The organism is Vibrio cidicii (genome assembly GCF_009665415.1).
GTDB classification, from domain to species: Bacteria; Pseudomonadota; Gammaproteobacteria; order Enterobacterales; family Vibrionaceae; genus Vibrio; species Vibrio cidicii.
Window position 1 is genome coordinate 2,276,623 of sequence record NZ_CP035921.1, and the last position, 26,548, is coordinate 2,303,170.

Consider the following 26,548-nt stretch of genomic DNA (forward strand, 5'->3'; position numbering starts at 1 on the left):
TTTTTGTGAACATTGAGTTGTTGATGCTTTTGTTGGCACTAGGTGCTTTTGTCGGTGTGATGGCGGGATTGTTGGGAATTGGCGGCGGGCTGATTGTGGTTCCGGCGTTACTTTATCTATTGCCGTGGGCGGGAATTTCCACGGAGCTGAGTATGCATATGGCGCTGGCGACTTCCCTTGCGAGCATTATTGTTACCTCGGGCTCGTCCGCGCTTAACCACCTCAAGTTGGGTAATGTCGACATGTTCGTGGTTAAATGGTTGATGCCCGGAGTGGTGGTGGGTGGCTTTATTGGTGCCAATATTGCTGAATGGATCCCTACCCAATACTTGCCGAAAGTATTCGGTGTCATTGTTCTGTTTCTTGCTTTGCAGATGTTTCGCTCCATTCGCGTTACTTCGCAGAAAACCATGCCAGGGAGTTTTCTGACAATGGTGTATGGCAGTGGCATTGGCGTGGTTTCAAGCTTGGCTGGCATCGGTGGCGGTTCGCTTTCGGTGCCGTTTCTCAACCGACACGGGGTCGAAATGCGTAAAGCGGTCGGTTCATCCTCGGTGTGTGGCTGTGTGATTGCTATTGCGGGAATGAGCGGTTTTATTTTGCATGGTTATCAAGCTCAAGGTCTACCGAATTACAGTATCGGCTATGTCTATCTTCCCGCTCTGGCGGCGATTGCGGGGACATCGATGCTGACCACACGATTTGGTGCCAAATGGGCGACTACACTCCCCACGGCGGTGCTGAAAAAAATCTTTGCACTGTTTTTAATGTTTGTAGCACTCACCATGTTACTCTAATTCGAATTTTCTCCAGCTGTTAACATTAAAGAGTACTTATTTATGTCTCAGGGATATCTGACCTTTCCCAATATTGATCCTGTGTTGATTTCCATTGGCCCGATCTCCGTCCGTTGGTATGGGCTGATGTATCTGGTTGGCTTTATGTTTGCTATGTGGCTGGCCAATCGCCGTGCGGATAAGCCCAACAGTGGCTGGAACCGCGAACAAGTTTCCGATCTATTGTTTGCAGGGTTTCTTGGCGTGGTCGTCGGCGGACGTTTAGGTTACGTGCTTTTCTACAACTTTGACCTGTTTTTAGCTGATCCGCTGTATTTGTTTAAGGTTTGGACAGGTGGTATGTCATTCCACGGCGGTTTGCTTGGTGTGATTACTGCGATGTTGTGGTATGCCAAGAAGCATGGCCGCACCTTCTTTGGCGTCGCAGATTTTGTCGCACCGTTAGTGCCGTTTGGGCTCGGTGTTGGGCGCCTTGGTAACTTTATGAATGGTGAGCTGTGGGGTCGAGTAACTGATGTGCCTTGGGCGATGGTTTTCCCGACGGGAGGGCCACTACCGCGCCACCCTTCACAACTGTACGAAATGGCATTAGAAGGTGTGGTTCTCTTCTTCATTCTCAACTGGTTTATCCGCAAGCCGCGTCCGCTGGGATCGGTTTCAGGGCTATTTTTGGCTGGATATGGTACATTCCGCTTCCTTGTGGAATACGTACGTGAGCCGGATGCGCATTTAGGTCTGTTTGGTGGTTTTATTTCGATGGGACAGATCTTGTCTTCGCCGATGATCTTCGGTGGATTGGCACTAATGCTGTGGGCTTACAAACGTGGTCACTACCAAGATAAAGCAAGTGCATAGTAAGGAATTGAAGTGAAACAATATTTAGAACTGTGTCGCCGCATCGTCGATGACGGGCACTGGGTTGAAAATGAACGCACTGGTAAGCGTTGTCTTACGGTGATCAATGCAGACTTAACCTACGATGTTGCCAACAACCAATTCCCTCTAGTGACAACGCGTAAGAGTTTTTGGAAAGCCGCTGTGGCTGAGTTGCTGGGGTATATTCGTGGTTACGATAGCGCTGCGGATTTTCGCAAACTTGGCACCAAGACTTGGGATGCCAATGCTAACTTAAACCAAGTATGGCTTAGCAACCCTTATCGTAAAGGGGAAGATCACATGGGCCGCGTGTATGGAGTTCAAGGACGTGCTTGGGCCAAACCGGATGGCGGTCATATAGACCAGTTACGCAAAATTGTTGATGACTTGAGTCGTGGAATTGACGATCGCGGTGAAATTCTCAATTTCTATAATCCCGGTGAGTTTCATATGGGTTGCCTGCGTCCATGTATGTATAGCCACCATTTCTCTTTGCTTGGTGACACCTTGTACCTTAACAGTACGCAGCGTTCATGCGACGTTCCACTTTTATAACCCTTATCACAAAATGCACAATCAATAATAAACAAAACCCTCCAGCCTAGTTGCATATGAAATTATTGTGCTATGTTTAAGTTGCACAATACGTTATCAGTAAAGGTTAATCTGATTATCAATGCACAGTTCGAGGGTTTATGGATAAGGCAGTTATAATTTCTTCTGGTGGGAAGATTGATACATCAACCTCTGTTGCTCATGAAAGCAGTGATATGTATCCCAATGTCCTTTTTCTGGAAGAAGGGGTAGCCGTTTTCAATGACCAAATGGAATTGTTGCCACTTATCTCTGATTTCCTAACATACTATAGGTATAACCATAGTGATAAATCCGTAATAACTTACGCAAATAACTTGCTCTATTTGGTCAAGTACCTGACAACGTATGATAAGAACCACATCGGTTCCAAACGCGATGATTGTCTGTTGACAGTACACACCAATGAAATTCAGAAGTACTTTAAATACTGTAGAAACGATAAAAATAAAGACGAGTCAGTTAAGCGTGCCTTAATGGGGAGCACCATATCCAATAGAGACGCTACGTATGGAAAGTTTTTCTCTCATTTTTTGTGTAATCCCCCCGCAGGCTACAAACTCATTAGAGAAGAAGACCCTTATAAAAATGGAAGCCTATCCGTTACGGCTAAAGAATCATTAATTAAGCCTGCACAGTTCTTAGATATAGAGGCTTTGATTCTTGTTGCTAATCATGAAAGTGAAAGGTGTCTCATCCAATTCTTGTATGACTCTGGTGTACGCAGAGCAGAAGTTAAAGATATTCTTCACGAATATATCTTGAAACTATCCAGATCATCTCGGCAGAGTGTAATTGTAGATAGTGAGACCTTTCAAATATCTAGCCAATATGTCGCGATGGAAATTAAAGGCAACAAGGGGCGTGCTAGAGAATCTAAATATCGATATACGGTTATTACAAAAGAAACTCTCAATAGAGTTCAAAAATACAACTCAAGTCTCGAATATAGAAAGCACAAACGAAAATGGGGCAAAGCCCCCATGCCTGCTTTTCTAAATCAAAATGGTAATCCTTATAATGAAAGGTCAGTCAGCAAGTTAATCAGTAAGCTATCTAAAAGAGCTTTAAAGCTTGGGCTAATTAAAGATCCATTGTCACCACATAAGATTAGACATGGTTTTGGAGCAATGCTTCTCAACTCTGAAGACTTAGGTAAGACGCAGCTTGATAGGTTGTTATTGCTTCAACAATGCCTTGGGCATAAGTCACTAGATACAACACAAAAATATACAAAAATTCCTGTTGGAGTCTGGGAACGATTCTTGGATAGCAATGGTATAGCTTTGAAAAGATACCAACTGATGGAAAAACTAAAAAAACGGACTAGAACGAGTAAAGGAGGCTTGAGTTGAGTATTGATGAATGTAGGGAACTTCTCATTGAATGGTGGCAAGGGTTAAGTGTTGACCAAAAGAAAATAGTCCCCACCAGTCGGAATAAAATTGACTTGCGCGACCTTTTTATTAATACAGAAATTGAGTACTTCAAATTACGGGGGTATCTAAAAAAAGATATTCTTGAGATCGAAAAAGAGCTTAAGGGGCTAGGTGTATTATTTAATGATGATGAAGAAGTAATAGAAAAATTAATGCTTGATTTTATCTCTGATTGTAAAGTTAATCCAGATCTATTGTGGAGTGTGGAGTTAACAAATAAGGTTGGTAAATCAAAGTTGGTCAATGGAGATCTAGATAGTTACTTTGATAAATTTGGGCTTATAAATAAAACATATTTGGCAAACAAGTTCTCATGTAAACCAAAAATCCTCGATAAGCCTGCTTTACTTGATCTCAGAGGTCAACTTAACCAACTGTTGTTGAAATACGAAGTCTCTCTCCCATATAGTCAAATTAAAGATAGTAGTCATTCTGTCGGCTATGACCTTAATAATCGGAGAATTTTTATTCAGTGGAAAAATAGCTTAACAGATGAGGAAAAACTAGCACTCCCAATGTGGGGAAATGCTATTGATAAATTGGCTTTTAGTCATCTTATCCCACCAGAGCGCATGAGAGTAATGCTTCCATTATTACAGGAAGAATTTCAAAAATTCTCAAGTGAGATCTCTGAACTCAAAAAAACTAATTACAAATCAGTAAAAGAGCGGAATGAAATACGTGCCGAAAAAGCTTTAGATAAAGAAGAAAGCAATATATCAGCATTCCTTAAACTGCGAGATAAACCACTGGTGTCAATTGATGACTTCAGCTCTGAAAATGGATACTACGGGAATGTACAACATGCCTTTGCAGTTGGGTCTTTAAAAGCCACTTCAAAATCAGGAATTGACAATTACTACATCGGATATAAGCATTACTGTGACTTTTTAGAAAGTAAAGGAGTCTCCTCAGACAGTGGCCTGAATGAGTGTATTGGAGCATGGTCTTTAAGAGATTTCAAAGAATACCTTGGTGGTAAAGTTGGTAATGCTGAGCTATCAACATCATCGGCAAACACAATTTTGTCATCAGCGAGAATGACGCTAGATAAACTTAAATTAGTTCGGAATTTTGACTTCAATTATTACCCCACCGATGGATTTGAGATTGTCAGAGAGTCGATAGCATATAAGCCATACTCGCCAAGTGAGAGAGAGCAGTTACGTAAAATGCTAAAGGAAGAGATGGCGTTAGCTAAGAAGAAGTTAGCTCCATATCAAAAATTAGATAGAGAGAGTGCTAATCTTAATGATCCAAAAATCCAAGCAAGGATTATTTTTGAAGATGATTGTAACTGCATACCCACTTATTACGATTCAAAAGAGCGTACTGAAGGACAGGGAAAGTTTATTAGTTTTATTTCAACAAGAAGGCTTTCTCTTCCTGAACTTTACGATGATTGGGGAGTGAAAAATCGGAGAGTTACAACGCGTGCCGTTGGCGTATATGTATTAAAAATGGCACAAGTATTGGGTATGAATTTAAACTCTATTTTAGACCTTGATATGGATGACTACCAAGAGCATCACCCGCTCACAAATAAACCCTGCCTTACTTACTGGAAAGAGCGCTCAACAGGTGAAAAGATGTTACATCTTGATCTATTCCACGCCAATCTACAATGGTTGACAGTGAGTCAAAAGCAATTTGTTGAAACCATATTTAATGAGGTCGCTCTTTTGACATGTGAAGCGAGAGAATACGTCTCACCTGAGTTATCCCAACGGCTTTTTATAAATTTTGAAACAGTACCCAAAGCGATGAATGAAAGTTCTATGTCTAGCCTGTATTCAGAACTAATCGAGGAATATCAGTTAAAAAATGATGATGGTGAGCCTTTGGTGCTTACCACTACTAGATTCAGGCCTACGCTTGTGAGTGAGTTAGTTGAAGCAGGAGTCTCGCTTAGAGAAATCCAATATCTGCTAGGGCACTCTTCTATTTATACGACAATGAATTATCTAGAAAAATTAGAATTCGATAGGGTTATAAAAGAAAAAGCAAGAAAAGCAATAGAAGATATTTATAATAATGCCGCTCATTCAGGTAAACCCGATTCTAGTTATCACCAACATCGAAAATTTGATGAAAGCCAGATTATCATGAAAACCCCACTTGGCGGTTGCAAAAACATATTTGATCCACCTGATTTTATCAAAAAATCATCTTTATACGTGAAGGGAAAGCCCTGCTCTCAATACAACAAGTGTTTATCTTGTGAAAATGTGATGCTGACAGAGAAGCACCTTCCAGAGTTGTTTGCTATGCAAAGAGACTATTTGGCAACACTAGAAAGTGGCGAAGTTGTCCATACGCCCTACTATGTGGTTGTGTTGGAGAACCTCTCATTACTGGATGACATCTTGAATCATGAAACCTCTGAGTTTGATGAAGAAATTTTAACGCAAGCGAAAGAAGACTCGTTATTTATTGAAACCACCATGTTAGATAACTGGGGTCGATAACAATGGATAAACAACACTTACAACATTTGGAAAAAATAGACAGTCATTGGAAAAGTGTTTTCTCTAACCTGATGATTTTAAATAAAGTTGACTCCGTAGTGGTAAGTGATCGGATCGACGCGTATGTAGCGAAACTCGCCCTATTGCCAGTTTCTGTCAAAAGTGTATTTCGTGACATGTTGTGGGATTATGATGTTGAAACCTCAAAGCGAGCTGCTTCTGTTGGCTTAACAAAAGTCCAACTTGATTTTTCTACCTATACGCATATTCCATTGGGAGTTATTACTGAGGTGAAGTGCTTGTTTTTGATTGTTTATGCTTCACCAAAAGAGTTCGGTAGAAAGAAAAACGCACTTAAGCCCAATACTCTGATTAGTGCATTCAAAGGAGGACTTAATTTTTTGGATTTTGTCTTTGCTGAAGTAGAGAAACGACTAGGTAAAGAATTTGTACAAGCAAGGTACAGTAGAATCTCAGATATTACGCAGCTAGATTTTGAAGAGGCAGCTCAAAAAACGACATTAAAACTATCATCCGGGAATGATAACAACAGAGATTATAGTAGGTTTTTTGATTACGTAAATAGCCATAAAGCCAAAGAAGATATTGGTATTGAATGTGCTACTGATTATGGCGCAATAAAAAAAGCATATAAAGATGTTCATAAAAATAACAGCGATAAGCCGAAAAAAAGTCTGCCGTACCTTGAAACAAAGGAATTTGACTTGGCTCTAAAGAGGGCTTCATTTAATGTCGTGAGCTTTTTAAAGGCGGTTGACGAAAAAGTAAATGATCCTGTTATGGATAAGCATTACCAAACACTAGCTTCAAGGTACACAGAGTTTTCATATTCAAAGCAAGACTTTGAGAACTATGGCGCTTATCGTTTGAGCAATAAAGGATACTCAATAGCCGATATCAACGAAATTTTCCCTGAGAATCAAATAGTAATATTTAATTCTAATGTGCCACCGACGAATGCAATGGTCGTGGAGCAATTTAGGAAAAAAGTTAGTTCTAGTGAACCTCTTCGAATTGCGATTAATAAAGCTTTTTACTCTGCTTTATGGGTTATCGGAAGTCTGATGGGAGCAAGACCAAATGTGTATTCAGATCTAAAGATTGATAGCTGCCTAGACTCAAAAGACAACACTATTGTATCGGAAGAACATAAGGGGCGAGATAACAGATGGAATTTATTTAACGACCGCTGGGTAGCAATACCAATCATGATCGATGCAATAAAAGTGGTTGAATTGATAGGCGGTAAAGTTTTTCAAAACACATATGTATTTGCAAACGTTGATACCTTAAAGCCCAATGATCTAAACACCCCAATGCCAAACCTCGCTCACACTATTAAAAGTGCCTTCTTGGTATTAACGGGGCTATCTGACAAAGACATTCCCACTAAGCTCAACGGCTATGTATTTAGGCACAGTTTAGCGCACCAAATGTTTAGAGCAGATGTTGGTTTGCCTGTTATTTCTTACCAGCTAAAACACATAGTATCAGCAACAGATGAGCTTTCACGTAAAGGTAAAGTTAGTCAAACAACAATTGGCTATGGCGGTATCGCTAATCAGTTGACAAGCGTCAGTGGTAAGTCTAAATCGTTAGACTTAAGGCATGTTGCTGAATTAGAAGCAGTTAAAGCCAACTTTGATCCGAATGGCAAATACATGGGAGGAAAAGCAGATGAACACCTCTCAAATATTAAGAAGTTCTTCAATGGCTGCATGGAAGCTGGGTATTCAGAAGAAGAAATATACGAAGCAATGGTTGATCAAGGTATAGCGATCATTAATGTGGGCAGTGGTTACTGCTTTGGTGGAGTAGAAGATTTTGATGATACCTTGCCATGCATCGGCGGTTTAAGGTGCAACCCAGTACGCTGTCGCAATGCTATAGTGGGAAAAGCAAATGCTCCAAAGTGGCGCGAAATATACCTTGATAATATAAAACTGGTTGGTGCTGCGGGATACGAAGACAGGCAGGATCAAATAATTGAAGCAATAGAAGAGTCGAAAAGAGTATTAGAGTATTTAGGTGAGGCGTTGATCTGATGGCTGAATATGATGAAAAGAATCAAGAGCTGTATGAAGAAAATACGAATAAAATATGGGCTGCGCTGGATGCTATAAGGAGGGATAAGAAGCTAGATGCGACTAAAGCTCAACTTGCTATATTGACTCAAATGCATCGTAACTCTTTCACGGGAAGTGGCTCTAGGGGATGGGTCAGTAAAGAACTTGAGGATATTAAACTGAACCGAAAACAAGACCCAAATAGCGACAAAGTTACCAAAAAACAACAAGAAGAAAACTTGCAGAGTTTACTTGAACAATCAAAGCTTGAGATTTTACACTGGTTTACGCTCTACTCTGAGTCAGAAAGAGAATTAGATAAGTTAAGAAAACGATTAAACCAGACAAATGAGAGTTTAGAGTGGTACAAAGAAGAACTTAGTAAAGAGCGGAAAGTCCTTCAGGAAAGAATAGAGCTATTGGAGAGCTTAGTTAGTGATGATGGGGGGGAGACTTGAACTTGAAGTCTACCCCGTCAGTCTTGCTAAACAGCAAATGGATATTTGATTGGTTCGTGATGTTGGTAGTCTACAACCTCAAAATCATCAACAGTAACCCACGTTTCCAAGTCTTCTAGTGATTTTATTTTGGGATTAATAATCAGTTTTGGAGCTGCATATGGTTGTCGTGTTACCTGCTCTTTCATTAGCTCTAGTTGATCTTCATAGATGTGAGCATTGACAATTTTATGGAACGCCTTACCAGCCTTCAATCCAGTTATTTGAGCTGTAATTTGGAGCAGCCAAGCCACTTGAACTTGGTTGAAGACCAAGCCCAAAGGGACATCACAGCTACGCTGAGTGCTGTTCAAATATAGCGTATCACCAAGCAATGAAAAATGGTGGTTGTACATACACGGACGCAAACAACCCATATGGAATTCACCGACATTGTAGAAAGAGAGGATTTCACCTCGATCATCAATTCCTTTCCTCAAGTCATTGATAATTTTCTTATACTGGTCAATGACTACACCATCTGGCCCCGACCATGATCTACCTTGAACACCATAGACACGACCCATATCATCCTCACCTTTACGGTGTGGATTGTTTAACCACGCCTCATTCAAGTTTGCGTTAGCATCCCAAGTCTTTGTGCCGAGCTTTCGAAAATCAGCGGCATTGTCATACCCGCGCAAGTAACCAAGCATTTCAGCGATAGCACTTTTCCAAAAAGCTTTGCGTGTTGTAACTAAAGGAAATTCATTCGCGGCAACGTCGTATTCTAAATCTGCATTAATGATGGTTAAGCAGCGTTTTCCGGTTCTTTCGTTCTCTACCCAAGTGCCATCAGCGATGATTCGCTTACACAAATCTTCATATTGGCTGGAATTAGTTTTCATGTTGTATACCAAGTATCTTTTCTTTGATCATATCAATTTTATCCTTCGATGTTTACATCAAAACTGACTTTTTGTCTCATTTATCTTGGTAGGGTAACGGGGGGAAAAAATGCCTAGGCTCAAAGGCTCGTGACGATGCAGGCCCAGTTATGGGAAGGCTTCCTTCCTAGTTTTTGTTTAGCTAATATAGCAAAATCACTGGTATGGCTTTATCTAGAACCTTCAATTTTGATATTTGGTAACTCAGAAGTGCCCCGAAGCTTGTTAGCCTGAAGTTTAAGACGCTTTTTTTGCCATTAATTGACTTACTTTAGGTAATAGTAAATTTGCCTATAATTCTGGTGGCTATTCAAACATTAGAACCTATCTCAATAGGTGTTGTCTGAGTTAAATAAACACCTATCGGAAATATTGTAAATGAGTTCAACACAATACCTAATCTCTGATGCTCTTTTGGCCAAAATTGAGCCTCTGCTGCCTATCCATAAGACTAACCATCCTCTCGGAACACACCGAAAGAGAGTCGATAATCGTGATGCCATGAACGGAATTCTTTTTGTTCTCAGAACAGGTTGTCAGTGGAATGCGCTAAATGCGACTGGTATTTGTACCTCTAGCTCTGCACATCGTCGCTTTCAAGAGTGGCGGACGCAGGACTCTTTGAGCGATTTTGGCAAAATGACCTGATTTACGAGGGTGTTGATTGGCGTTCGATATCAATGGATGGCTGCCAAACTAAAGCGCCTTTAGCTGGCTCAAAAAAACAGGTAAGAACCCAACAGATAGAGCGAAACAAGGCGTAAAACGCAGTTTGTTGACGGACGTGAATGGATTGCCCCTTGCCGTTGTCAGCGACGGGGCGAATGTCCACGACATCAAGTTGGTACTGCAAACTTTAGATGCATTAGAGTGTTATCGCCCACCTTTGAAAGTGCCATTGTATCTGGACAAAGGTTATACAGGGCAGTGGTTACATGATGAGTTGGTCGCTTTGAACTACATTCCCCATGTTCAATCACGGGCTGAAGAGGCCGCGAGTTTAAAACAATCGGATGATTTTAAGGCTCATCGTTGGGTTGTGGAACGAACCCATAGTTGGCTAAATCGTTATCGTAGATTGCTTGTTCGTTGGGAAAAGAAAATAGAAAACTACGAGGCCATGCTGCATTTTGCTTGTGGCCTCATTGTTTGGAATAAATCCCTTTTGGGATAGATTCTTAGTTTTTTGAACTCGATACTAGAAAATGCTTACAGCTCAGTGGATTAATTGAATATACTAATTCAAATGTTGGTGAAAACACAGCAATGCTCAATAATACAATTGCCGCTGGGAGAAAACTTTATGCTAAAAGGTTTTGATATAACTAAAGCGAGAACTCAAGAAGTAGATACCGAGCTGCTCAAGCGAAGAATCTCTACAGGTAAAGCTATAGTATTTACAGGCGCTGGCTTTTCTTTTGGAACAACAAACGTTCTGAATACCGTTCCCCCCATGGCAGGCGCACTTGCAAAAAAGCTATGTTCACTATCAAATTTAGAAGAATCAGATGACTTGATGTTCGCTGCCGATGTGGCAATTGAGTATATAGATCATGACTCCATATTAGAATTACTTAAAGATAACTATACTCTTAAAGCGGTATCACATAGCCATGAGAATATATGTAAGCTTCCATGGAGAAGGTTTTTTACAACTAACTATGATAACTCTATTGAACTAGCGAGCTTAAATGCAGGTAAGCGCATCGAATCTGTAGACTTATCATATAATCCGATAACCTACTTAAGAAAGGATAATGTTTGCCTTCATATCAACGGAAAAATTGAAGGTGCGGAACCCGAAGATTTAATATCTAAAATCAAACTTTCAAACTCTTCATACCTTTCTCCTGATTCTTTCGTAAATTCAGATTGGTATTATCACTTCAAGAAAGACTTGGAAACTGCAAGTGCCATTGTTTTTATGGGTTACTCCATGTACGACATGGATGTAAAAAAGTTCCTTTTTGAAAACCCTTCACTGCAAGAGAAAACATACTTTATTGTAAGAGATAGGGCTGACTTCAAGGAGATTTTTACACTCAGAAAATATGGTCATGTATTACCTATAGGTATCGATGGTTTTTCTGAATTAGCCAAGAATGTAACAAAACAAGAGGTAGAAGAAGGTATTATATTTACCGACTCTTTAATTAAGCATGAAGTTTACGAAGGCCAAACTGATTTTCGTGATATTGATAGTGAAAAGCTTTTTCTCTATGGCGACTACGAAACAGAAAAGTTGCATGATGCACTTCGAAGGATAGAGTCGATACCTTACTTCATCAAACGTGATATTGTGTCCGTCTGCCTTGATAACATAAAAAGCAACAACAACTTACTTCTTATTGGTGACCTAGGTAATGGAAAATCAATAATTCTAGAGATGTTAGCCTATGAGCTTACTACAAATGGATACCACACCTATACATTATGTGACAATGGTGGGGATTACATTTCCGATCTTGATATAATCTCTAAGCATGAGCGTAACGCTGTAGTTATAGTTGATAACTTTTCAAACTACCCAGATCTAGTTAAGCATATCTATGAGACTAGGTTTGACAATTTGCTTTACATATTTGCTGATAGAAATTCAAGTAACCTCAAGAGCATGGAGTCGCTAGATTTCATCGAGCATCATGTCGATTTACTATCGAGCAAAGAAATCGAAAATGCAGTTAAAATTATAGATAACTTAGCAGCATGGCAGGATTTTTCTGCGTTATCTCTTGAAAGAAAAGGTAAGTTGGTAGCTGAAAAATATGGTTCCCAAATATCTTTACTGCTTCTAGGGCTTCTGAATAGTCCAAATATTAAAACTAAAATCCAACAACAGACTGAATTAATTTATAGCAATGCTGAGTTTAAGAAAACAGTATTCGCTATTTGTGTTTGTGAAGTGGCAAATGTTAATCCAACAGCTAGTTTAGTGTCTGAAATATCTGGTTCTAATGCGATTTATAACATTTCACTTAGAGAACTAGACCCATTTAAGCAACTTTTCAAACTTACTGGAACGACAATCAAATCAAAGTCGAGTATTTTGTCTTTATCTTTGTTAAACAATACTTTTTCAGACATTTATGTAAGAGATACTCTCCTAGATATCGTTGAGAGAACAGATTCAATAAAAGACCAAGAGATTGAAATAAAGAAAATATTTAAATCACTGCTGAGATTTCATGTGGTTGAAAGAATACTACCTCAAAATCAGGCCGTTTTAGATAGATATTACGAACAATTGAAGTTTAGATGCACATGGTTGATTGAAAGCCCTCACTACTGGGTTCAATATGCAATGTGTCGACTGTCTTTCTCTGACTATCCTAGGGCTCAGAATTATCTAACTAACGCATACCAAAAGGCTGAAGCCAAAAATGGATCTTATCATACTGATAACATAGATACTCAACAGGCTCGCCTGTATCTTAATCAATGTATAGACACAAACAACGCTTCAGAGTCTTATCAGCTTTTCGAAAAAGCTCACAAGCTTCTAGATAGCTTGCCTATCGAAGGGCGGAAATTCAGACAGGTTTTGCTATATAAAAAAGTTTATGACACGAAGTTCCAAAGTTTCAATAATAAAAATAAAGTAGCTTTTGAACATGCGTGTAAGAGGCTGTTAGAGCAGGCTAAATGTCATAACTTAAATGACGACATACATCATAACAGCAAGATGGTTAAATTTATCTATTTAGCAGAAGATATATTGATAGAAATAACTAGCTCAATTCAAAACATAAGAAAGTAAACAACATGCCCAGAGGGTGGACAAAATGCCAAAACTTGAGACTTTACTGCATTCATAAAAGCCTTGAGGTGTATTAGTTCCGACTAGATCTGACACTTCAATTTGAAAAGAAGAGAGTTACCCACTTTGATTAAAGGTGCTTAATCACTAATCAAAGACAATAAGAGGTAACTCTCATGCTTCATACTAGCAATCCAATCATCAAACACAAAGCAGGCCTTCTCAATCTTGCAGAAGAACTCGGCAATGTATCAAAAGCCTGTAAGGTTATGGGTGTTTCAAGAGACACCTTCTATCGTTATCAGGAGTTGGTTGAAACTGGTGGTATTGATGCTCTGATTAATCAGAGTCGCAGAACACCAAACATGAAGAACCGAGTCGATAGTGAAACTGAACAGGCCGTTATCACATACGCCACCGACTTCCCAGCTCACGGGCAAGTTAGAACAAGCAACGAGCTACGAAAACTCGGGGTCTTTATCTCTCCAAGTGGCGTTCGCTCAATCTGGCTTCGTAATGACTTAGAAAACTTCAAAAAGCGCCTTATTGCCTTAGAAAAACAGGTCGCTGAGAACGGTATCATTCTAACGGACGAGCAAGTTGCGGCCCTTGAACGCAAGAAACATGATGACGAGGCTTGTGGTGAGATAGAAACAGCGCACCCAGGCTATCTCGGATCTCAAGACACGTTTTATGTTGGCAACCTTAAAGGTGTTGGACGCATCTACCAGCAGACGTTCGTTGATACCTACAGTAAAGTTGCCTTCGCTAAGCTCTATACGACAAAAACACCGATCACCGCAGCGGACATATTGAACGATAAGGTTCTACCGTTCTTCGAGGCTCATGAGCTGCCAATGCTACGGATCTTAACTGACCGAGGCACTGAATACTGCGGTCGGGTCGAGCAGCATGATTATCAGCTTTACTTAGCTATTAATGATATTGACCACACCAAAACTAAAGCGATGTCGCCACAGACAAATGGTATCTGCGATCGCTTCCACAAGACCATATTGAATGAGTTCTACCAAGTGACGTTCAGAAAGAAACTGTATGGCTCAATCGACGAATTGGAGAAAGATCTGGACGAATGGATGGACTACTACAACAATCATCGTACTCATCAAGGAAAAATGTGCTGCGGCAGAACGCCAATAGAAACATTAGAAGATGGGAAATCAATCTGGGCTGAAAAGAATCTAGCCCAGATATAATCTGACAGGCACCGAGTCGAAAAGTGGGTAACTGTCAGATCAGGTCTGAATTAGTACACTTGAGGATTATCAGTGTTCGCGTGGATTTCCATACATTTCTTTATTCGAGATACTTTAGTTACAGCTCAATTTCTAACTCACTTATGTCCAAAACCTTCATAGTTGGCACTTGTAAGAAATAACTCAGCCTGCTGCTTTCATCTTTATTGGCTTTCTTCAATCAAATGCCTGATGGTTTTATCCATATTTACAGTGAGGCAGCAATCTAGTGGCATTAGTGGAGAGTGCTCTGCATTTTCAGTTAAAGCCTCTATTTTATAAACAAAATCATTATGTTCTAGCCATTCAATTACTCCAGTCTCAACCGTAACTTGTGTCTCATTATCAAGCAAGTACGCTGCAATTAGAGGTGTGTCGGCATCATGATATCGAACAAAAAACTGGTGCTCACCTTCCATCAGGTCTACGGTAAATCGATTTTGTTTACCACCAAAAGTTAGATTAATATGGTCATTAGTGAAAACAAGTGAGTCGGATGCGCCTTTGAACTCACTGAGTACAGATTGGTAACTCATATAGAACTCCATTTTATTTTTCATCGTATCGAAGTCTCTGATGCCATACACAGAGATTTTATGAATTAATCGCTAGGCAACCTTTATTTTATATTGTTTTTTCTAATTCATGTTCATTTTAGCTTCGATGGTTAAACTCAATTATGAGTTATAAACTAGAACACGGTATGGGGTTTGCCAACTATTTTTGTGGAAATTTGAGCTAAACACCCTAATGCTCTTTCATCATTATTGGATTGGAAAATCAGTTGATTAACTCAGCCACTATTTTTAATAGCTCAGATGCAGGCCTTACCGAGGCGGGAGTTTTGTAGACCACAACCTTATCGCCGTACTGAACTATAAGGTTTCCGGCATCACTGAGTGTGACCGATGCGATTACCTTCTCACCCATCTCGTCTTGTATTATGTGTAGTATGTCTTCCGAAGTCATGAAGTTAACCTCGTGGCCTCAAAGTATGACCCTGAAAAGTAGCTACTGCCAACGATGAATATGTCGTATTTGATTGTTACCTCTCTGGCTAGATTTGTGTGATCTATCTTAGCTTTTAGGCAGTGCTTACATGTTATGAGCCATCGGCTCAAAATCTGGGATGACGTTTGGATAGTTAAGTCAAACTCTGCAAAATTCCCTTGTATCCTCACATTATCGACCGTAAACAAATACAACGCATCAGTATCTAACAGGCTTAGTTCGTGGATAAGCTCATTCATAGTTTTTCCTTAAAATGGCTAGGCAGGCTCGTGTGCCTACCTAAAATCTCTATTTTTTAATTTCTACATTGCTTTGTTTCTGAACTCGTTTGGGCGTCGGCCCTTTGGGGAGGCAAGGGACGCAAAATGCCTCATTGATGTTACCTGCGGCAGGGAGCGGTATATTATTACCATTTTCATCTTTTTTATATCTAGCCACTCGACGCACACTAATTCGGTTCCCCGGAACTGAAAGGCCAAGATGGAGGTTCCAACCTTTGAAAATAGCGGACAGTTTACATAGCAACGAATAGGATGTTGATTCATGAACGATTGATTGAAGATAATTTCTAACCTGATATTCGATATCATCCTCGGAGCTAAGGCCTAATGAAGAGATTACGCGAGTGAGATACGTTTCTGGACAAAGAGGTAGGTTCTCATGCTCACAAACAGAAAGCTGTTTCTTTATTAGATAATGCGCGAACGCGTAGATAGTCTCAGACGCCTGACTCTCAAGTCTATGTTTTTTAAAAACTTCTGAAATAAAATGAACAGACAGGGCAAGTTCATTGTGTTCTTCTACATATGCTAATATTTCTGCGGGTTGAAATGACGTTCCCTGCGTTCCGCGAAAAGCATATGGATTTCTTGTCATATCATATGCTTTGGCGAGCATCGCAACGCGAGAAAGGACGGAAGCGCTTACCTTAACTCCAGCCATCTCTAAAACTTGCGATCTTGAACGTATATTTCCCACATCTATATGAGCAAAACTGAGATCGTCAGTAACACCATAAGTAATGGGCGCTATAAACCCAACACAAGCCTCACACGCAGCCTCTAGCCTATGATGTCCATTCAGAATTTCGCCTTCATAAGAAATGATGATTGGCTCACCAGTTAGACACCATTCGCGTCGTTTCATCGATTCAGCGTATTTTCTGACTTTTGTTTTACTGAGACGTCGGTTTTTATTTTTTTTATTTACCGAACCTCGACTAGAAAACGTCAACATGTTTCTCGCTAACTGAGGACTAATAAAAATGGTTGTGTGCTTCAGTGTTGTTTGTACGACCTTTATTCCTGCGTAGTATTTAGCGTTAACCTTGAAGATTTCTTCTAGCTGAGCAGGTGTGAGTAAATCAGTGGCATTTTTCAGAAGAGTAGTAGAGCTGGCTAGATAGCTCGTTCTTTCGCTTTCATCAAATCGATTGACTAAGCTGCTGACAATCGAGTTCTCTAGATCTGCATTTGAAACCTCATCGGTATCACTGATATGTGGTTCTGTCATGTTTTTCATCCTGTGCCCTGCCTGTGGCAACATAGTGCGCAATCATGCGAGTAAGATTGTGATTCTCACTTATTATTGATCCGACAGGCATGTCGGATCAAATTTAATTTTTAAATTACACTGCGAAAAACACGATATTGGACATAAAGAGTTGAAAGTTTTTGAGCAAAAAATCAGCGGCATGTTGTTTTCGACTAAGGAAAAAACCTTTAAAACCTTAATTTCAACTATTCCAATGGTTGAAATTGATGCCTATTTTTCTGCTGAGAATGTTCAGTCGGAGTTGAAGTGGGTTGTTGATGCTGCAACCAATTCGACTAACGTAGATAAGGTAAAGGCTATTCAGGCTGAGCTTGAGACACGAGTAATCAAGGATGATGTTTTTGCACCAGTTTCTCTTACCTTTGCTGTTGAGGGGAAGCCAATCTTAGATGGCACGTCCCGCACCCTTCCGACATTGTCTTTCAACTCAAACAGTACCTACATCGTTGGTAATGTGCTTACTTTCATTGCTATTTTCAGGATGCTTGGAGTTAAAACTTTCTTGTTTAGTTCAAGATTAAGCGCAAAAGAAATTAATCAAAAAAGCCTAGCTCGGCAGCGATTAGCCATGGAAAAAGTTGAAATTCGGATTATTTTCGACGATGAAAATGGGCTAGATGCCACCGATATCGTTCATTTATTTAAAAAGAATGCACTCTTTGATACAGCTTTAAACCTGCCTCATGTTGGTGATGGAGATAGCTTGTCTAGTAAAGGTGGTTTCCCATTACACCCATTTATTCTTCAGTTGATCGAAGACACTGATATCGAGTCTTATGGTGGCGTCAGCTTTGATGCTAAGCATGTGAAAGTGTCTGAGAGTACTATCACCACTCAATATGTTTTGTTTAAGTTGCTTGTCGGTGCGGTAGCCGGAGCTGGTACTCAAGAATACAGTAAGATGCCTAAAGACATAACTTTGGAATCAGGAGAGAGCCTCACATCGATACTAGCTGGAGACTATATGAATAATATCTCTGCATTCATGAGTGGATGGCTGAAACCTTTGAAAGAATCGTTTGTCAGCAATCGTTCCGGATATCAACTGTCTCCTCAAGTGTGGCAAGCGTTAGGTCTCGTTATTTATCAACTAGTGAAGGATGGCATGTCGTCAGAGGAACTTGAAAATGCAGGGCGAGAACTGGGTAGTCTTGACTACAGCAAGAACGCTAAACATTGGAAAGGCTGTCCTGTAATGGAACTTGATGCTCAAGGGCGTATTTATAAAAATGCCGCAAACTCTACACGTCAGTTTAGGCTCGGCTTGCAGGAATATTTCCTGAAAATAATAAACGATACTATTAGCCATAGAGAGGCCACATAAGATTTTTATGTTTGTGTAAATGCTACTAACTCTGAACATAGCACTTCTATGTTGACATGAATTTCCTTGAAAAAGGTGTAGAAGTGTATTAGCAGGTTCGCCCCAAAAACGTTTATGTCCCCAAGCTTTACCCGAATAACTATGCTCCCCTAGCTTGCCCGTGCTTATTAAGGTGAAATTTTGCAGCTTTTGTAGTGATTAGATTGCGCATTGTCGTAGTGGCGATTGAAAGTTGATCTAGATATCAAAGACTTAAATAACCATCACCAGTTAAGCATAATATGATATGGTGAAAGTGTTTGAATCCGTATCTCTTATATGCACCCCTCTATCAACAATGGATGTTCTAAATGGATAACAAAGCGAATTTTTCACCTAAAGCATTCCTAAAAGAAAGAAGACCTGAAAGGTTTTCAGACTCCATAGTGGTAGAAACAGGTGCCCTTGACCGTCCTCAGCTCGAATACTATCTCGCGACATTAAACACAAGAAGCCAAGAGTTAGAGTTTGAGACCTTCTCTAAAAGGCTATGTGAAAAAATAATCTGTCCCAATTTATTAGAGCAGACAGGCCCAGTAGCCGGAGGAGATGGCAAAACAGATACCCAAACATTTCCTGTTTCTGAGCAAAATCAGTTGTTGTGGTATGAAGGCATTAATGATAGTTCCCATAAGGAAAGGTGGGCTTTTGGTGTCAGTACTCGTAAGGACTGGAAAAGTAAATGCAAGGAAGATGTTAAAAAGATCGTTGGGACAGGTCGCGGTTATGTTAGAGCTTTCTGTATAACAAATCAAAGTGTGAAATCAGATCAGCGAAGTAAAGTTGAAGATTCACTAAGTAATGAGTTTGATATTCAAGTTACCATACTTGATTTAAGTTGGATATTAGACCAAATATTTAAAAACAATCTACAACAACTTGCTATCGAATCACTTAATATTCCAACTCAATATACGAGAACAATTGAGTTAAGTGCTAACGACTATAAAAAACAACAAGAACTTGAACGTTTAAACAGATTGATCAATGAGACTGTTGAGGCCCATGATATCTCATCTCATCAAGTGAGCTACTTTCTTGATGTGGCTATTTTGAGTAAAGAGTTAGAAAAGCCAAGTTATGAAACACAGTCTTTGTTTGATCGAGCTGTTCGCATTGCAGATAGATTTGGTTCTAATCAACAAGCCATTGATGCGTACTACCAATATGCATGGGCATCATATTGGTGGTTTGAAGACTTCCACATGTTTGAGCAGAATTTAGAAAATGTTTATAACAGACTAATAGATAGCTCTAATTCATCTAAGTGGGAATCACTAGTTACCTTACTAAATGTTCATCAGGGGCATTCAAGAATTGCTAAGGTCAGTTCTTCTATTGATATCCAACAAATTACTACAACGACAAAAAAAAGACTTCTAGAAATCTCTTTAGATGAAGGAAGACCTAGTAACTCTTTGAGTGCTAAAATTTTAGCTTGCCAACTAAAGTTGATAGATAAAGTATATGAAAGTGCAGAGTTAAACTCTATCTTTGCTCAGCTTATGTCAATTTGTAGTGAAGGCGAAGGACTAATTGGTTTTCCTTTTGAAGTTACGTTCAATACGTTTTCGGAATTAGATAGTCTTTTTTCTGAAATTGAAGAATATGAAAACTTAATGGACTACCTTACTGAGCAGTCCGTTACGAGAAGTGGTGAAGTCCAAACTTCGCTTTTAGCATTGAAGCGAGGGTTGAAAAGATTAGACTCAGGGAAGCCATATGAAGCAATTAAGTTGATTGGTAAGTCGCTTTCAGGTTTAAACAAAAAAGAAACAATAAATGACTTCGTTATCGCTAATTTTGCTTTGTCATGTGCTTACAGTGACGTTGGATTACTTTGGGCATCTAGGGCTAGTCTACTTTTCGCAGCTTCCTTACTGACTGATCGTTATTGGAAAAAAGATGACATTACACCGATGGCAGTCAAGTCCTATTGGAGGCTGGCATGGGCCGAGCTGAAGTTAGGAAGGATTGCGCATTCATTGAAGTGGTTTGAGCTTGCATTAATGACGGAGCAATGTTTGGCTGAAGAGTGCATAAACCCAGATGAAATTACCACCTTTGATGGTTGTTTATGTCACCTACTATTGAATTGTTCTCTAAAAGATTTAGTCGAATTCGAATACCTCCCAGATGTTTTAGATAAATTCTCCTTATATGGTTCTTACGGAGCACTGTTATACATTCTTGGTTATGAAGACGAGTTTGTAGCTCAGTTTGAGCAAGAAATTGACAAAGAACATATTGATTTTTTATTGATGGCTCGTGATGTCGATATTGGTCATAAAACGTCAAAATTACGTAAAACACTTGGAAAGAGAAGCCAAATTGGAACAAAGGTTTTGGGATGTGAAGTAAATATAAACTTTCCGAACCGTTCACCACTGATAGAAATGGCTGAGTCTATACTATCTTCCTTAGAAGGCTTTTTTTCTACAGGTATAGCAGATCGGCTATATGCGCAGGTACCACTCTTAAATATCAGTCTTGTTTCTGATGATGATGATGACCATTTAATCTCTCATGAGTTGTCTAGAACGTCTTCTAGAAGTGAATTTGAAATAACATGCTCAAATTTTTCTTGGGAGTCACTAAGCTTGAAGGATCGCGAGCTTATTCAAGAATGGTTTGTTAAATTTGTCATTGAGTGTTTATGTCAAATTTGTATTCTGGAAAACACGAAACCCATATTGGAAAAAATGTTACGAGATGATTTAGCCTTATCTCGCTCTATCTCTTTTGAAATATGCTTTGGTTCTGTATATAACATTCTGGGTAAAAATGCTTACGCTGATACAGTCGCTATATTAAACAGTTCCGCAGGCAAAAGATTTGCTGTTAAACGTGACACTCCATGGGACTTGTCTCAACCCAAACAAGATAGACATAATAATACGGAACATAACTTAAAAGTTGGGAATGAGAACAACAGACCAAAAGACGAGGATAGAATTGATTCTATTGGTCATGATCAGATTAAAATCACCAGTCTAATAAAGCCTAACCTTTGGGATGCAGCTCAATGGCATGGGTTGGGCTTTATTACAATTCCAAATCAGCCACCGTTTATAATGCTAGTGTTTAAATCGCCTCAAGGTGGTATTGAACTATTTAAAGACTTATATAAAGAGATTGGTGCGGTTGATAAATCTGAACGTCTTCGAGTTTCAATCATACGTGGGGTATCAAGATCTGCGCCATACCATTACCGTGTACAGATAGGTGAAAATCCTCAACTTTATGGTGATGCAAAGTATTTGACGATGATCAGCCGAATCCATGAAATGACTCCTAATGATGATCAAAACTGGTCTAGGTTTGAACAGGCCTTTAGTGAATATGGTGAATATAGATTGGGATTCGGTATTTTTGACGATGGCGTATTTATTCCCGTACAAAATTTTGAAACTATATCAATAGCTAAAAAAGAGATGGTTATTAAAAATGCATGGGAAGTAGGTCCAAATGATTTCGAATGCTCAACAATTTATGAAGATGACGAGCCTATAGTACCGAAAGGAGTTAGTTCTCCTCCGTATATTGAAACTATTAAAAAGTTTCGTTCGTTTGGAAAATAAACGGAGTACTGGGTAAACTTCAGCCAGCCGAAAGATTTCAATGAGAAGTTTTGGGTAGAGCCTTAATAGTTACAAAGGGGTCTAAAGTTTATCTGGATTTTTGTTTAATACAATCAACAAGTAAAAGTTAACCATCACATAAGGTAGGGTAAAAAATGACCACTTTAGTTATCATCGGAAATGGGTTCGATATTTGGAACTTTTTGCCTACCAGTTATTGGCATTTTTACGATCAATACAGTGGCTCATTAGAGGAGCATATACAGTATTTTGACGACTTCTGCGATGTAGATGCAGAGTGGGCGAACTTTGAAGAATCTCTAGGATCTTTTAATCAAGATAACTTTCATGATAACGCTACACTGCAACCATCTTTGGAAGAAATGGCTGATGACCATAAACTTTTATATGGGTTCGAAGATGAGATATCGAACAAGAGAGAAGAGTTGGTTGGTGACATAACCAATGCATTTAACACATGGATTGGTTCTGTTGATGTTAATGAAGCAACTAAGCTAATTGAAATGCCAACATCTTTTAAGTTTATTAATTTCAATTATACAACCACATTGCAAGATGTATATGGAGTACCTGACGAGAATATCTTGCACATACATGGCAAGGTACGGAGAAACGTAATTTTTGGCCATAGTCATAAGTCAACCTCATCTAGCAATGGGGTTGAACGTGATGAACCTTGGTTTGAAGAGTCTCAAAGAAGCGTCTCTTCGATATCTGATTTATTTCATAAACCCGTAGATGAAATCCTAGAACGTAATAGATCTAACCTTGAGGGTTATGGTGATGTTACAGATATCGTAGTGATAGGCCATTCAGTCAATGATATCGACTTACCGTATTTTCAATATATCTTAAATACATACCCAGATGCAGAATGGAATAATTTCAATTACGTGAACTTAGATGAAGACATCGATGCAGTAACAGAGACTCATGAGAGGCTGCTTAGAGCTGGAGTCCCAAGGGAAAAATTAACCTCAAACTCGTCAGAAGCGCTTAAGACAATTTACCCTTTAGCTCAACCAAGTTAAGTAATAGGACTACACGAGTTACGAAAAGAGACTGTGCATCTTTATAAATGCACAGTCTAAAAAGGTAGTTAATCAGCTTAAAAAACCTATTAATTACTTCATGCTGTGCATAAAAGTTAGGGGTATAAAATTATAGGGACTGAATTTTAATATGGTTCAGGTGTATGTGTTTTTGGCTATCATGGCGCAGATAACCGGCAAGAAGGCGGGGCTGGCCTACCACAAGATAGTCAACGCACACATCTACGAAGATCAGTTAGAACTGATGCGAGAGGTGCAACTGAAACGTGAGCCTTTGGCGTCACCGACCTTCCACATCAATCCTGAGATCACATCGCTCGAAGATTTGGAGACTTGGGTAACGATTGATGACTTCTGGGTGGAAGGGTATCAGCATCATGATCCTATCCAGTATCCGTTTTCGGTTTAACGCCACTTGTTCGATAGCAAGTCAGTGATGAATGAAGGGCTCGATGGAGCCCTTCTTGCTTTCCGATGGCATGATTCAGGCTTATTTCAGTGCATTAGCAACGAATTTATAGATGGGATCGGCTTGAGCAGGCTTGGCGATAGCGGGGCTAATGAACTTAGGTGGCAAAAGAATCTCATCTTTCACTAAGGCTTTGATCGCCGAGAAATAACGAATCTCGGTTTTACCCGCGAGAAGCAAATTGAAGTCATCGCCGAGGTCGTCATACGCGTTGAGAATTTGCCGAAATCCGCGTAAATATAAGTAGTCTTTAGTGTAACCACCACCACGGTAGACGCGTGCGGTGATGGTAAAAGCGGTCATATCGTCGGCCTTGTATTGCTCCTTCAGTAGCAAAAAAGTGTTTCTAAAATCGCGGTCTTTGATCATCGATTCCACTGCCACAACGCGCAGGGCCAAAGTTCTCAGCCGTTTCAAACTAAAATGACCAGAGAGAAACTCGCACAGTATCGCCAGTCCTTCTTGCGTGGTGGTGTTGACTGGGCAACCAAGGCTGAGCAATTTTAGCGGTTGAGCGCGGCCATTCAAGGTGGTTAAAAGATGGACGCCAAGCTCATGATGAGCGAGAGCATGTAACTCTTTGGTGGTGATGTTGGCAGAGGCGTTGATCTTAACCTTAGTGCCCGAAACAAGGGCATTGGCAATCATGTTGGGATTGATTTCTATCTCGCCACTGTAGCCGTGATCTTGGCAAAATTGCCCCATAAAGTCAGCGATAGAATGGCAATCGTGCCGGGATTCTTGCTCTTCTTCGGTCGGTAAATGCAGAAGAAAATGCGCGTTACGCACATCTTTGTCGCTTGGCTCGCCATAGTAACGTAAAGAGTTATACAGAAATTCAGCCTGGCCGATAGAGCAGAGCTGATCCAGCTTATCCGCATAGGACTGGATGATATCGATATAAAGCTGTCGTAGTGCTGGGTGTTCAATTTGCTCGATCGGCAATGCATACAAATTGCGTTTAGCGAGATGAACATCCAACGATTTTGTTTGGTATTTGAAAGCAGGTTCAACGGAGAATCGATTGTCAAAGAAGCGTTGACGTTCTTCTTTGTAGTTAAGAGGGGTCACACTGCTGAGAATATCAATGTCTTCAACCAGTGGAGCCAGTTGCTCATCAATCGTGCTAGCAACCGAAAGTAGCTGTTGTTTATCTGTATAGTCCATTATACCTGCTGCTCGTTTTTTCTTTAGTGTGTCTTAGCTGGCGATATTTGCCAATCAAAACCTAGGGTCTGTTGACCTTTTGCGGTTAAATTTTGTTCGAGATAAAAGCGTTTTAATCGCGGCGAGAGGTTTGTAGCCTAGTCATTCTAAGCAAAACACCTCTCAACAAAGAGTAAAACGCTTTTTGCGGGGGCGCCCAGCTCGAACCCTTCGGGCAGCGTTTGTGGCTCCTTTTTGCTGCGTTATCGGCTTATCATGTAGGCCCCTACAATTCAAAGCCTCTGCCTTGCACAAAGAACCCACAAACTGCTGCAAAAATCATCTCAAAAGGTCAACAGACCCTAGTATTCGAGCAAAACAAAAAGGGGGAAGCATTCGCTTCCCCCTTTTGAGTATCTGCCTATGTTAAGCGGTGAAGGCGAGAATAGCGCCAGGAATCATTAGAAAGACGGTCAGTAGATAGCCAGCAACAACCGCTTTGTTTTTCATTGCCATCTCAGAGATAAGCTCAGCGCCTTTAAGTGGAATCTCTCGTAGGAATGGGACTCCGTAAATAAGCAAGGTCGCTAGAATGTTAAACGTTAAGTGGACCAGAGCAATTTGCAGTGCAAAGACGGCGAACTCGCCTGACACCGCTGTGGCGGCAAGGAGGGCCGTAATACAAGTACCGATGTTTGCACCCAGTGTGAAAGGATAAACATCACGCACTTTTAAAACACCAGTGCCCACGAGCGGTACCATCAAGCTGGTGGTAGTTGATGATGATTGAACTAAGACAGTCACGACTGAACCAGATACGATGCCGTGAATAGGGCCGCGACCAATCGCGTTTTTCAAAATATCGCGAGCACGGCCAACCATTAGGCTCTTCATCAGTTTGCCCATCACAGTGATGGCAACAAAGATAGTTGCAATACCCAAGACAATCAGCAGGATACCGCCAATGGTGTCGCCGAAAGTGCCTAGCGGTTCCTTGACTGCGCTGACAACAGGTTTGGTGATTGGCTTGATAAAATCAAAGCCCTTCATGCTCATATCACCCGTGTTCAGCAGGGGAGAAACCAGCCAGTGAGACACTTTTTCTAAAATGCCGAACATCATCTCCAGCGGAAGGAAGATTGCCACGGCCAGCAAATTGAAAAAGTCATGAATGGTGGCACTGGCAAAAGCGCGTTTAAACTCTTCTTTACAGCGCATGTGGCCAAGAGAAACCAGCGTATTGGTTACCGTGGTACCGATATTGGCACCCATTACCATTGGGATAGCGGTTTCGACAGGGAGGCCGCCTGCCACTAGGCCGACGATAATCGACGTAACCGTACTGGAAGATTGGATCAGAGCCGTTGCGACTAACCCAATCATCAGGCCAGCAACAGGGTGTGAGGCAAATTCAAAAAGTACTTTGGCTTGATCGCCGGTCGCCCACTTAAAGCCACTGCCGACCATAGATACTGCTAAAAGCAGTAGATATAACATGAATGCCAAGTTAGCCCAGCGGAGCCAGCGAGTTGTCACCGAAATCGGCGCCGCTGTTGTTGTAGCTTGGTTCATCATAATTTTCTCCATTGACCGCAAGAATAGGTGTTTGGTCTGTTGTTGAAACTGAGGGCGATACTAGAGGGGTAATATTTCATTATTATTACAGTTCAGTGTCACAATGACTTTTTCTGTC

The 26,548-nt window shown here is 40.3% G+C and carries 16 protein-coding genes and 3 pseudogenes; 14 read left to right on the forward strand and 5 right to left on the reverse strand.

All coding sequences use genetic code 11. The annotated features are described in order from the left end of the window. Positions 1–5 precede the first annotated feature (5 nt). The 7 genes and pseudogenes from EWA64_RS11490 to EWA64_RS11520 all read left to right on the forward strand — a co-directional run bounded on the left by EWA64_RS11490 (position 6) and on the right by EWA64_RS11520 (position 8,719). The gene (locus EWA64_RS11490) at positions 6–797 is read left to right on the forward strand and encodes a sulfite exporter TauE/SafE family protein (RefSeq protein WP_061894182.1); all 792 of its coding nucleotides are present in this window, start codon (positions 6–8) and stop codon (positions 795–797) included. Between the two features lie 42 nt (positions 798–839). Then, positions 840–1,652: a prolipoprotein diacylglyceryl transferase gene (gene lgt, locus EWA64_RS11495; RefSeq protein WP_039436406.1), complete on the forward strand. Its 813-nt coding sequence runs from the start codon at positions 840–842 to the stop codon at positions 1,650–1,652. A 12-nt stretch (positions 1,653–1,664) separates the two neighbouring features. Next, positions 1,665–2,222, forward strand: a pseudogene (locus EWA64_RS11500) (thymidylate synthase); the annotation flags it as partial. 146 nt (positions 2,223–2,368) lie between these two features. Then, entirely contained in the window at positions 2,369–3,622 is a 1,254-nt protein-coding gene (locus EWA64_RS11505) for a tyrosine-type recombinase/integrase (RefSeq protein WP_061894183.1), read from the forward strand. Further along, entirely contained in the window at positions 3,619–6,174 is a 2,556-nt protein-coding gene (locus EWA64_RS11510; protein WP_369435795.1) for a tyrosine-type recombinase/integrase, read from the forward strand. Before EWA64_RS11505 ends, EWA64_RS11510 begins: the two co-directional genes overlap by 4 nt. 2 nt (positions 6,175–6,176) lie before the next feature. Continuing rightward, positions 6,177–8,240: a hypothetical protein gene (locus EWA64_RS11515; RefSeq protein ID WP_061894184.1), complete on the forward strand. Its 2,064-nt coding sequence runs from the start codon at positions 6,177–6,179 to the stop codon at positions 8,238–8,240. Further along, entirely contained in the window at positions 8,240–8,719 is a 480-nt protein-coding gene (locus EWA64_RS11520; protein ID WP_061894185.1) for a hypothetical protein, read from the forward strand. Before EWA64_RS11515 ends, EWA64_RS11520 begins: the two co-directional genes overlap by 1 nt. Positions 8,720–8,745: 26 nt before the next feature. On the opposite strand, the gene EWA64_RS11525 is transcribed toward EWA64_RS11520, so the two are convergent. After that, entirely contained in the window at positions 8,746–9,606 is an 861-nt protein-coding gene (locus EWA64_RS11525; protein WP_061894186.1) for a thymidylate synthase, read from the reverse strand. A gap of 417 nt (positions 9,607–10,023) precedes the next feature. On the opposite strand from EWA64_RS11525, the pseudogene EWA64_RS11530 reads away from it, so the two are divergent. The 3 genes and pseudogenes from EWA64_RS11530 to EWA64_RS11540 all read left to right on the forward strand — a co-directional run bounded on the left by EWA64_RS11530 (position 10,024) and on the right by EWA64_RS11540 (position 14,619). Further along, positions 10,024–10,819: pseudogene (locus EWA64_RS11530) on the forward strand (IS5 family transposase). 129 nt (positions 10,820–10,948) lie between these two features. Continuing rightward, complete coding sequence (locus tag EWA64_RS11535; protein ID WP_061894187.1) at positions 10,949–13,402, forward strand: SIR2 family protein; 2,454 nt, start codon at positions 10,949–10,951, stop codon at positions 13,400–13,402. Positions 13,403–13,578: 176 nt separating this feature from the next. Continuing rightward, on the forward strand, positions 13,579–14,619 hold the full coding sequence (locus EWA64_RS11540; protein WP_061894188.1) for an IS481 family transposase: 1,041 nt from the start codon (positions 13,579–13,581) through the stop codon (positions 14,617–14,619). A gap of 203 nt (positions 14,620–14,822) precedes the next feature. Here the strand turns inward: EWA64_RS11540 and EWA64_RS11545 are convergent, their stop codons facing one another. Together EWA64_RS11545 and EWA64_RS11550 are read right to left on the reverse strand one after the other, a co-directional pair. Beyond that, positions 14,823–15,194: a hypothetical protein gene (locus EWA64_RS11545; protein WP_061894189.1), complete on the reverse strand. Its 372-nt coding sequence runs from the start codon at positions 15,192–15,194 to the stop codon at positions 14,823–14,825. A 763-nt stretch (positions 15,195–15,957) separates the two neighbouring features. Beyond that, positions 15,958–17,214: a ParB N-terminal domain-containing protein gene (locus EWA64_RS11550; RefSeq protein WP_017419712.1), complete on the reverse strand. Its 1,257-nt coding sequence runs from the start codon at positions 17,212–17,214 to the stop codon at positions 15,958–15,960. Positions 17,215–17,362: 148 nt separating this feature from the next. Here EWA64_RS11550 and EWA64_RS11555 point away from each other — a divergent pair, with 148 nt between their 5' ends. The 4 genes and pseudogenes from EWA64_RS11555 to EWA64_RS11570 form a co-directional block, all read left to right on the forward strand. Then, on the forward strand, positions 17,363–18,547 hold the full coding sequence (locus EWA64_RS11555) for a hypothetical protein (protein ID WP_061894190.1): 1,185 nt from the start codon (positions 17,363–17,365) through the stop codon (positions 18,545–18,547). A 350-nt stretch (positions 18,548–18,897) separates the two neighbouring features. Then, on the forward strand, positions 18,898–22,167 hold the full coding sequence (locus tag EWA64_RS11560) for a hypothetical protein (RefSeq protein WP_061894191.1): 3,270 nt from the start codon (positions 18,898–18,900) through the stop codon (positions 22,165–22,167). 155 nt (positions 22,168–22,322) lie between these two features. Further along, on the forward strand, positions 22,323–23,219 hold the full coding sequence (locus EWA64_RS11565) for a bacteriophage abortive infection AbiH family protein (RefSeq protein WP_061894192.1): 897 nt from the start codon (positions 22,323–22,325) through the stop codon (positions 23,217–23,219). Between the two features lie 136 nt (positions 23,220–23,355). After that, positions 23,356–23,649 (forward strand): annotated as a pseudogene (locus EWA64_RS11570) (thymidylate synthase); the annotation flags it as partial. An 81-nt stretch (positions 23,650–23,730) separates the two neighbouring features. Here the strand turns inward: EWA64_RS11570 and EWA64_RS11575 are convergent. Both EWA64_RS11575 and EWA64_RS11580 read right to left on the reverse strand, forming a co-directional pair. After that, positions 23,731–24,876: a flavohemoglobin expression-modulating QEGLA motif protein gene (locus tag EWA64_RS11575; RefSeq protein WP_061894193.1), complete on the reverse strand. Its 1,146-nt coding sequence runs from the start codon at positions 24,874–24,876 to the stop codon at positions 23,731–23,733. A gap of 405 nt (positions 24,877–25,281) precedes the next feature. Then, complete coding sequence (locus EWA64_RS11580) at positions 25,282–26,430, reverse strand: Na/Pi symporter (RefSeq protein ID WP_061894194.1); 1,149 nt, start codon at positions 26,428–26,430, stop codon at positions 25,282–25,284. Positions 26,431–26,548: the final 118 nt, after the last annotated feature.